Source organism: Brevundimonas vesicularis NBRC 12165 (genome assembly GCF_001592205.1).
GTDB lineage: Bacteria > Pseudomonadota > Alphaproteobacteria > Caulobacterales > Caulobacteraceae > Brevundimonas > Brevundimonas vesicularis.
This window is the reverse complement of the sequence record NZ_BCWM01000004.1, coordinates 192,449-201,392: the sequence shown is the minus strand read 5'-3', so window position 1 is coordinate 201,392 and position 8,944 is coordinate 192,449. Positions and strand designations below refer to the sequence as shown.

The window sequence follows — 8,944 nt, the reverse complement described above, 5'->3', positions numbered from 1 at the left end:
CCCGTCGCCTACGACCGCGAGCATGTGCTGGTCCTGTCGGACTGGAGCTTTATGCACCCACACGAAATCCTGGAGAAGCTGAAGAAGAGCCCGGGCTACTTCAACCGGCAGCGCACCACGCTCGCCGGTCTGATCAACGGCAGCGACCGCATGAGCCTGGAGGAGCGGCGCATGTGGGGTGAGATGCGGATGGACCCGCGCGACATCCTCGACGTCAGCGGCTCGACCTATACCTATTTGATCAACGGCCACGGGCCGCAGGAGAACTGGACCGGCCTTTTCAGCCCCGGCGAGCGCGTGCGGCTGCGCATCATCAACGCCTCGGCCATGTCGATCTTCAACGTCCGCATCCCCGGCTTGCCGATGACCGTGGTGCAGGCCGACGGCGAGAACGTCCGCCCGGTCGAGACCGACGAGTTCCAGATCTCGGTCGCCGAAACCTACGACGTCATCGTCCGGCCGACTGAAGACCGGGCCTACACCATCGTCTCGGAGGCGATCGATCGCTCGGGGATGGGCCGCGCCACCCTTGCGCCGCGCCTGGGCATGACCGCCGAGGTTCCGCCGCTGCGCGAGGTCCCGAACCTGACCATGCGAGACATGGGCATGGGCGGAATGGATCACGGCTCAATGGGCGGCATGTCCGGAATGGACCACGGCACGATGGCCGGCATGGACCACGGCGCCCCAGCCCAAGGCGCGGCGCCGGCGGGCGAGATGGGCGGAATGTCCATGTCAGGCATGAACATGCGAGATCCCGAGAACGCCCCGCCGGACATGGCGGTCGGCGTGGGCGTCGACGCGATAGCCATGGCCCCCGCCAACCGCCTCGGCGAGCGGCCGATCGGCCTGACCAACGTCGATCACCGCGTTCTCGTCTACACCGACCTGGTGTCGCTGCAGCCGAACAAGGACCAACGCCCGCCGTCGCGGACCATGGAAATACACCTGACCGGCAATATGGAGCGGTTCATGTGGGGCTTCGACGGGCGGAAGTTCAGTGAACTGGTCGAACCCATCCGTTTCGAGCGGAATGAGCGGGTGCGCGTGACCCTGGTGAACGACACCATGATGGCCCACCCCATCCACCTGCACGGCCACTTCTTCGAACTGGTGACCGGCGGTCCCCCGGGGCATCAGCCGCTGAAGCACACGGTAAACGTCGCGCCCGGGGGCAAGGTGACCTTCGACCTGACCGCCGACGCGCCCGGCGACTGGGCCTTCCACTGCCACATGCTGATGCACATGCACGCCGGCATGTTCAATGTCGTGACGGTCCGGCCCATGGACGGAGCCGCGTCATGAACCGCTTCGCCGTCGCCCTCGCTCCGCTGATCCTCGCCGCCAGCGCCGTCACCGCCCAAGCGCAGGACCCGCACGCGGGCCATGTCATGCCGGCGACCGCGGCGCCGCGAGCCACGCCCGCTCCGGCCGTTCGGCCTCAGACGTCCACCCGGCCGCCGGCGCAAGACCCGCACGCCGGTCATGTCATGCCGCCCGCGCAAACGCCGCCAGCTGCCGACCCTCACGCCGGCCATCAGATGCCGGCTGAGCCCCCGGTCGTTGATCCGCATGCGGGTCACGACATGTCGACAATGCCGCCGACGGCGCAGCCCGATCCGCACGCCGGCCACGACATGTCCGCCATGCCCTCCACCCAGGTCGACCCTCGTGCCGGGCATGATATGTCGACCATGAGTATGGGACCGCCGGACGTGCCGACCAGCGCCGACAATCCCGGCCGTCCTCCGGAGGACCCGCTCCCAGCCGCCGCCCTGAGCGGCCCCACGCACGCCGCCGATCTGGTCTTTGGCGCCGAAGCGATGGCGGCCGCCCGTCAGATTCTGGTTCGCGAGAACGGCGAGGTCCGCACCACCGCCGTCATCATCGATCGTCTCGAAGCCGGCTTCGGCGGTGCTGAGGAGTCGTATCTCTGGGACGTCCAGGGCTGGAGCGGCGGCGACATCAATCGCTTCTGGTGGAAGTCCGAGGGCGAAGGCGACTTTGGCGGCAAGTTGGAAGAGGCCGAACTCCAAGCGCTTTACAGCCGCGCGATAGCGCCGTTCTGGGATGTGCAGGCCGGCGTGCGTCAGGATTTCCGGCCCGACGGCGAGGATACGACGCACCTGGTCCTCGGCCTCCAGGGCCTGGCGCCCTATTGGTGGGAGATCGACGCGGCCGCCTTCCTCTCCACCGAGGGCGACCTGACCGCCCGCGTCGAGGCCGAATACGACCAGCGCATCACCCAGCGCCTGATCCTCCAGCCCCGCCTCGAAATCGACGCCTCAGCCAGCGACATTCCGGAGTTGGAGATCGGCTCGGGCTTGTCGTCCATCGAGGCGGGCCTGCGCCTGCGCTACGAGTTCCGCAAGGAGTTCGCCCCCTATGTCGGCGTTGAGTGGAGCCGGGCGCTCGGAAACACCGCCGACTACATCGAAGCCCGAGGCGGTGGGGCTGATGACACCCGCTTCGTCGTCGGCCTCAAGGCCTGGTTCTGACCTAAGGAGACCACCCCATGATCCGCATTCTCACCCTCACGGCCGCCCTGGCCTTCGCCGGCGCCGCCGCCGCCCAGGATCCGCACGCCGGGCACAATATGCAGACGCAGGCCGCCGAGCCTCAATCGGCCGTCACCACGGTTCCGGCGAACGGGGCCATGACCCACGGATCGCCAGAACGCTTCAGCGTCACCTTCCCCCATGCGATGGTCCTGAAGACGGTGACCCTGAGCGCCGAGGGGCAGGCCCCGGTGGTCGTGAATGCCCCCGCCGCACCGGCCGCCGCGACCGTCAGCGTGGCCCTTCCCCGGCTTGCCCCGGGAACCTACACCGCCGCCTGGACCGCTGAAGGTCCGGACGGCCACAAGATGTCCGGCTCTGTCAGCTTCATGGTTCACTAGGAGAACGACGATGCGAGTTTCCAACCTGCTGGCCGCCGCCGGCGCGATTCTGGCCCTGAGCGCTGGAGCGGCCCTGGCCGCCGAAGGCTGCGAATGCTGCAAGGATATGGCCGCTGACGCCGCCATGAGCTGCTGCGACAAGATGAAGTCCGACGCTCCGCCGCCCGCCGAACCCGCGCCGCCCGCGCCGGCGCCCTCAGATGCTCCGGCTCCCCAGGGTCACGCCGACCATAACTGACCGCCCGATCTGAACCACTCCGGCAGGCGCTCCGACGGATCGGAGGTCTGTCCGGAGCAGACAGGCGTCAACTCTCGGTCTTCGCCGCGCTGAGCCGCGCCGCGCTCCCTGTGACGCCCACTCCCGCAACCCGGATGAAACGGACGGTTTCGGCCCGCGTCCGCGGTTCGGCGACGAAGCCCGCGTCGGCGAAGGCGAGGTGCTGGGGCATTTGCTCCCTCGCCGGATTCGCGCGCCACCAGTCCTCCAGCGAGGCCCCCTTGGGCAAGATGCCGCCGACGATCCGCTCGATGTCCCGAAACGACAGGTCCACCTCGGCGCCCTTCTGACGTCTGAGAAAGGCTGCGAGCGGCGTGTATTTAGCCATCTGGGTGTCTTGCTCCGCTGCTGCCGGGGGTCAAGCCCGGCTGGCGCGCTTGCGCTGCCCGATCTAGACTTACCGGCGGCGGGTTCCGGGAACGATAGGCGCCGATCGAGAGCCAGGGGACGTGCAAACGTCGGCGGCGATCGGCGGCGAAACGCCGGGCTTCATCACAGAAGTTCCTGGCCCGCCCCCTTCCCTCATCCCGGGTCGATCAGACCGCGCCGGACCGCCGAGGCGACCGCTTCGATCCGGGTCCGGACCCGGAGTTTGGAACAGACCTTCTCAAGATAGCTGTCCACGGTGCGGGGCGACAGCGACAATATGGTTCCGATGTCGGAGGAGCTCTTCCCGCGACAGACCCATTGCAGGCATTCCTGTTCGCGCGGGCTCAGGCTGACCGCGGGCGATCCACGGTCCGGATCTTCGGAGACAGCTTCCATATTACACCACGGGTTGTCCGACTTTCTCCGTACACGGCGGGTTCGGACCCGGGCAACGTCGATCAATTGCGGGCCGCCCGCAGGTTTCTTGCGGTCCGACGGCGCCGGTTGAACCGTAGAAGGGTCGCGCCTACAGCGGAGCCGTCGGGCGCCGCGAGATAGGCGCACAGCCGGAGCCGGGGTTCGTCGCTGACGGAGGCGGCGCTGCGCGCTGAAGTAACGGGCCTCGATCGCAGAGGATTCCAACGCCCGACCCCTCCCGCTTGCGTCGGGATTCCGTTTGATTCATGCTTCGATGTCGGCGTTCGCGCCGATAGGGGCCTGGAATCCCCTGTGCGATATCAAATCATCGACGGCTGCCGCTCTGTGCGTCGGCCGGTTGCCGCCATCTGAGCGCGCGCGTCGGCGCGCCTGCCCGGAATCGCGCGGCCACGCCGGGATTCCCGCCCCTCTCGTCGAGAGGTCGGAGATCCGTGGTGACCGATACGAAGCAGCTGGGGGTGGAGGCGCAGGACGGGATCAACCGTCTCTACCGGCGATACGCCGTCTGGCTGGATCGCCGGTTGCGCCCTCACATCGGCGCCGACGCTGCGGCGGATGTCGTCCAGGAGACCTACCTCAGGGCGGCGCCTTACGCCGTGTCGGACATCCGCCATCCAAAAGCGTTCTTGCTGCAGATCGCCCTCAATCTGGTCCGCGATGAAAGCCGAAGAGAGGGCCGACGCCGCCAGAGCCAGGCGCTTCAAAGACCTGCCGAGGCCGAGGCCGCGCCGCAGTTCGACCAAGTTCTTCTCGAACAGGTTATCCGGTCCATGCCGCAACTCTACCGCGACGTCTTCGTCTTGAACCGCTTTGGCGGTATGACTTATCCCGAGATCTCCGTGTCGCTCGAGATCAGCGTGAAAACGGTGGAATGGCGAATGTCCAGGGCGCTTCAGTACTGCGCGTCTCGGCTGGACCTGTAGGCAACGGATGATGATCGAGGCTGAAGCCGACATCAGGCGCAAGGAAGCCGCCGACTGGTTCAGCAAGTTGAACCAGCGCAAGGTCACGACCGCCGACGTGAAGGCGTTCAGCGCGTGGCGGCGAGACCCGGAGAACGCGCGCGCTTTCAGCCGTCTCGAAGCCATGTGGGACGCGGCAGGGACGCTGGCGCAAAGCCCCGGGATGGCGGGGCTCGCCGACGAGGCCTTGAGTCGGGTCGAAAAGGCGCGCCCGCGCCGTCGGATGCGGGACGCCGGCCGTCTGATCCCGCTCGGCGTCGCGGGCGCCATGGCGCTTGTGATCGGAGCCGGGAGCCTGACCTGGTGGTCCCTGCAGCGGCCGGACGCCTACGCCACGGCCATCGGCGAGCAACGCACCGTGCGGCTGGAAGACGGTTCCCGCATCGTCCTCGACACGGACTCGCGGGTCACCGTTCGCTTCACCGACGCCCGTCGCGTGGTCACGCTCGCAGCAGGACGCGCCATGTTTGAGGTCGAGGGCGACGCCGCGCGGCCTTTCTTCGTCCAGGCGGGCGACACGGAGGTCACCGCCGTCGGCACGCGCTTTGACGTTCGGCGATCCGGCTCCGGGGCGCGTGTCGTCCTGGTCGAAGGGCGCGTCGACGTTCACAAGCCGTCCTCGAGGACGGCCCAATGGACCCTGGAGCCCGGCCAGCAGGTCACCACCTCGGGTCCAACGCCCCGGGTCGTCGCGGTCAATGTCCCGGCCGAAACCAGTTGGACAGTCGGCCGGCTGACCTTTGAGAACACGCCGATCGCTGCGGCCGTGACGGAGGTGAACCGCTACACCTCCAAACCGATCGAGCTTCGCGACGAACGCATCTCGTCGATCCGGGTCAGCGGCGTTTTCAACGCCGGGGACATCGACGGCTTCGTCGCCGCCCTGCGCGACCTCTATCACCTTGAAGCCGCCACGGCGGCCGACGGCCATCTGATCCTTTCGGGGCCGGCATGAAAATAATCTGCGTCCGGACTTAGGGGACGCCCCGCGACCCAACGTCTCCTCCCCGCCCCGCAAAGCCGCGGGTAGAAAAGAGGGGGAGATCATGGGTCACAGGTTCACTTCAACCGCGCTCGCTGCGCTCATGCTGGGTGTCGCGACGCCGGTCATCGCGCAATCGACCGAGGCCGTCCGGACGTTCAGCATCGGCGCCGGGCCGCTTGAGCGTAGCCTGCCGGTGTTCGCCCAGCAGAGCGGCCTGCAGATCCTCTATCCCAGCGCGCTGGTAACCGGCCGACAGGCTCGCGCCCTCACCGGCGAATACACTCCTGAGGCCGCGCTCGCGGAGCTCCTGCGCGGGACGGGCCTGGCCTATCGCCAGAGCCGCCCGACGGTCTTCGTGCTCGTTGATCCCTCAGCCCGCGCCGAGGCCGAACCGCAGGCCACCCAGCTTGAAGAAATCGTGGTCACGGGGACCTATCTGCGGGGCGCGGACAGTCCGTCGCCGGTCACCGTCATCACCCAGGACGACATCGCCCGGCAAGGCCGCGCGACGGTCGCCGAGACCCTCGCCGCCTTGCCGCAGAACTTCACCGGGGCGGCCTATGAGGGGTCTGCCGGGACAGGCGCAGACCGCACGAGCCGAAACTCGGCTTATGCGACCGGGGTGAACCTGCGGGGTCTGGGCGCGGATGCAACCCTCGTCCTGGTCAACGGCCGGCGGATCGCGGGCACGGGCAGCGCCGGCGACTTCTCGGACATCTCCAATCTTCCCAGCAGCGCCATCGCCCGAGCGGATGTGCTGCTCGACGGCGCGTCGGCCCTCTACGGCGCAGACGCGGTCGGCGGTGTGGTCAACATCATCCTGAAGTCACGGTTCGACGGCGCCGAAACCCGGCTACGTGTTGGCGGCACCAGCGACGGCGGGGCCGAGGAGACTCTCCTGTCTCACAGCGGCGGTTTCAACTGGTCCAACGGCGGCCTCCTCGCCGCTTACGAATTCCACGACCGCGGCGAGTTGCGCGCCGCCGACCGTCGCGCAACCGCGAATGCGGACCTGCGCCCGCTGGGCGGCTCGGACTGGCGCTTCACCTACGCGGCCCCGGGCAACCTCATGGCGTTCGATCCGGTCAGCGGATCCTATGAACCGGTCTACGCCATCCCACGCAATCAGAACGGCGTGGGCCTCCCGCCTGGAGACTTTCGCCCGGGCGAAGTCAATCTGACCAATCAGATGGAGGGCCTGTGGAGCCTGCCGCACCAGCGCCGGCACAGCCTTTTCGTGGCGGGCCGGCAGGACCTTCCGGGTGGTTTCAGTCTGGACGGCGACCTTCGCTACACCGACCGGACCTACATCCAGGAGTCGGTGGCCGACATCGGCATCCTGTTCGTGACGCCGGACAATCCCTTCTTCGTGCCGGTGGCGGGCGAGCCCTATCAGGAGATCGCCTATTCCTTCATCAACGACCTGGGGCCGGGCCGTGACGAAGGCTTCTCCCGCAGCGTCGGCGGCGCCGTCGGGGTCACGGGTGAACTCGCCGGATGGAACCTCGCGGCCTATCTGAGCGGAGGTCGGGAGACTACCGGGCTTATGGCCTCGAACCGGGTCCAGACGACCCGGCTCGACGAAGCCCTCGGCTCTACGCCGAACAATCCGGGAACCACCTTCAACCCGGCCGTCGACGGCTACTTCAATCCCTATGGCGATCCCGCCGCCCATAGCCCGGCCCTGTTGGCCTTCATCGGGTCCGGCTACCTTCGGTCCGAGAACATCAGCACGGTCGGCTCCTTCAACCTCAAGGCCGACGGCGTCCTCTTCGCCCTGCCAGGCGGGGACCTGCGCATGGCCGTCGGTGTCGACTATCGCCAGGAGCGTTTCGAAACCTCCGGCGAGAATTTCATCTCCGGCGCAGCGCTGCGCATCGCCGCCCCGACGGCGTTCGAGCGCGACGTCTCGGCCGCCTTCGTCGAACTGCGCGCGCCGCTCGTGGGGCCCGACAACGCCCGGCCCGGCCTCGAACGGTTGGAGCTGTCCCTTGCCGGTCGTGTCGAGGACCATGAGGGGATCGGCCAGACCAGCAATCCCAAGGTCGGCGTCCTCTACAACCCGACCCCCGACCTGCTCCTGCGCGCCAGCTACGGCACCTCGTTCCGCGCCCCTTCGCTGAGGGAGTTGAACAGCGCCTACCGGCTCGGCCCGGTGTTCCTGGACCGCGCCGGCGCCAATGTGATCAGCATCGTCCAGTACGGGGGCAACCCGAATCTCATCCCGGAGACCGCGGAGTCCTGGACGGCGGACTTCGTCTGGACGCCCGCCGCCGCCGAAGGTCTCCGGATCGAGGGCGGCTGGTTCCGGACGACCTTCGAGGACCGGATCGCGACCCCGGTCGCGGAGAACCTGATCAATGCGCTCAATGATCCGACCCTGGCCCCTTTCATCCGCTATGTGAGCCCCGGCTCAAACGCGGACGACCGGGCCTATGTCCAGTCCCTGCTCGGCCACCCGGGCAACTTCAATCCGAACGTCTTCCCGGCGACCGCCTACGGCGCCGTCATCGATAACCGCTACGTCAATGCTTCGGCCGTGGAGGTCGAGGGGCTCGACCTTTCGACCCGCTATCGCTTCACCCTGGGGTCGGATGACATCTCGCTCGACGCGAGCGTGACCCATCTGCTGACCAACGACCGGACGGTCACGGCTGCGTCGCCCACCGAGGACCTGCTCGGCGCCCCGAACTTTCCCGCCCGGTGGCGGGGCCGCTTCGGCGCCCAGTGGCAGCGGGGCCCGCTCACCCTCGGCAGCGCCCTCAACCACGTCAGCGGAGGACGCGATCGGGTCAACGGACGCGGGATCGATGACTGGATCACCCTGGACGGCCAGGTCCGCTACGACTTCGGGAGCGGATGGGGCGAAGGCCTTTCGCTCACCCTCAATGTGCTCAACCTGACCAATGAGGAGCCGCCCTTCTACGATGCGCCGGCGGGGATCGGTTACGACGCCGCCAACACCAATGTGCTGGGCCGGCAGATCTCCCTTCAGCTCGTCAAGCGCTGGTGAG

Annotated in this window: 9 protein-coding genes; 7 read left to right on the top strand and 2 right to left on the bottom strand. The window is 67.8% G+C overall.

The genetic code is table 11. The features are described from left to right. The 4 genes from BVE01S_RS05000 to BVE01S_RS04985 form a co-directional block, all read left to right on the top strand. The coding region (locus tag BVE01S_RS05000; RefSeq protein ID WP_066624987.1) for a copper resistance system multicopper oxidase at positions 1–1,305 on the top strand (1,305 nt) is incomplete at its 5' end. Beyond that, the gene (locus BVE01S_RS04995; protein ID WP_066624985.1) at positions 1,302–2,498 is read left to right on the top strand and encodes a copper resistance protein B; all 1,197 of its coding nucleotides are present in this window, start codon (positions 1,302–1,304) and stop codon (positions 2,496–2,498) included. The genes BVE01S_RS05000 and BVE01S_RS04995, both read left to right, overlap by 4 nt. A 17-nt stretch (positions 2,499–2,515) precedes the next feature. Then, a complete protein-coding gene (locus tag BVE01S_RS04990; protein ID WP_017505553.1) occupies positions 2,516–2,899 on the top strand; it encodes a copper resistance CopC family protein in 384 nt (127 codons plus the stop codon). Positions 2,900–2,909: 10 nt separating this feature from the next. Beyond that, on the top strand, positions 2,910–3,137 hold the full coding sequence (locus tag BVE01S_RS04985) for a hypothetical protein (RefSeq protein ID WP_017505554.1): 228 nt from the start codon (positions 2,910–2,912) through the stop codon (positions 3,135–3,137). A gap of 67 nt (positions 3,138–3,204) precedes the next feature. Here the strand turns inward: BVE01S_RS04985 and BVE01S_RS04980 are convergent, their stop codons facing one another. Both BVE01S_RS04980 and BVE01S_RS04975 read right to left on the bottom strand, forming a co-directional pair. Further along, complete coding sequence (locus BVE01S_RS04980; protein ID WP_066624983.1) at positions 3,205–3,504, bottom strand: DUF7662 domain-containing protein; 300 nt, start codon at positions 3,502–3,504, stop codon at positions 3,205–3,207. Between the two features lie 194 nt (positions 3,505–3,698). Continuing rightward, on the bottom strand, positions 3,699–3,941 hold the full coding sequence (locus tag BVE01S_RS04975; RefSeq protein WP_084375300.1) for a helix-turn-helix domain-containing protein: 243 nt from the start codon (positions 3,939–3,941) through the stop codon (positions 3,699–3,701). A 476-nt stretch (positions 3,942–4,417) separates the two neighbouring features. Between BVE01S_RS04975 and BVE01S_RS04970 the strand changes: the two genes are divergently transcribed. From BVE01S_RS04970 to BVE01S_RS04960, 3 genes are all read left to right on the top strand, one after another. Continuing rightward, the gene (locus BVE01S_RS04970; protein WP_066625047.1) at positions 4,418–4,906 is read left to right on the top strand and encodes an RNA polymerase sigma factor; all 489 of its coding nucleotides are present in this window, start codon (positions 4,418–4,420) and stop codon (positions 4,904–4,906) included. Between the two features lie 10 nt (positions 4,907–4,916). Next, positions 4,917–5,900 (top strand): FecR family protein, encoded by a 984-nt coding sequence (locus BVE01S_RS04965; RefSeq protein ID WP_244878354.1) that lies wholly within the window; start codon positions 4,917–4,919, stop codon positions 5,898–5,900. Between the two features lie 91 nt (positions 5,901–5,991). Then, positions 5,992–8,943 (top strand): TonB-dependent receptor, encoded by a 2,952-nt coding sequence (locus BVE01S_RS04960; RefSeq protein ID WP_084375299.1) that lies wholly within the window; start codon positions 5,992–5,994, stop codon positions 8,941–8,943. The last annotated feature ends 1 nt before the right edge of the window (position 8,944 follow it).

Coding starts and splice junctions, on each gene's coding strand:
- BVE01S_RS04995 (WP_066624985.1), top strand. CDS start 1,302: ATGAACCGCTTCGCCGTCGCCCTCGCTCCGCTGATCCTCGCCGCCAGC.
- BVE01S_RS04990 (WP_017505553.1), top strand. CDS start 2,516: ATGATCCGCATTCTCACCCTCACGGCCGCCCTGGCCTTCGCCGGCGCC.
- BVE01S_RS04985 (WP_017505554.1), top strand. CDS start 2,910: ATGCGAGTTTCCAACCTGCTGGCCGCCGCCGGCGCGATTCTGGCCCTG.
- BVE01S_RS04980 (WP_066624983.1), bottom strand. CDS start 3,504: ATGGCTAAATACACGCCGCTCGCAGCCTTTCTCAGACGTCAGAAGGGC.
- BVE01S_RS04975 (WP_084375300.1), bottom strand. CDS start 3,941: ATGGAAGCTGTCTCCGAAGATCCGGACCGTGGATCGCCCGCGGTCAGC.
- BVE01S_RS04965 (WP_244878354.1), top strand. CDS start 4,917: ATGATCGAGGCTGAAGCCGACATCAGGCGCAAGGAAGCCGCCGACTGG.
- BVE01S_RS04960 (WP_084375299.1), top strand. CDS start 5,992: ATGGGTCACAGGTTCACTTCAACCGCGCTCGCTGCGCTCATGCTGGGT.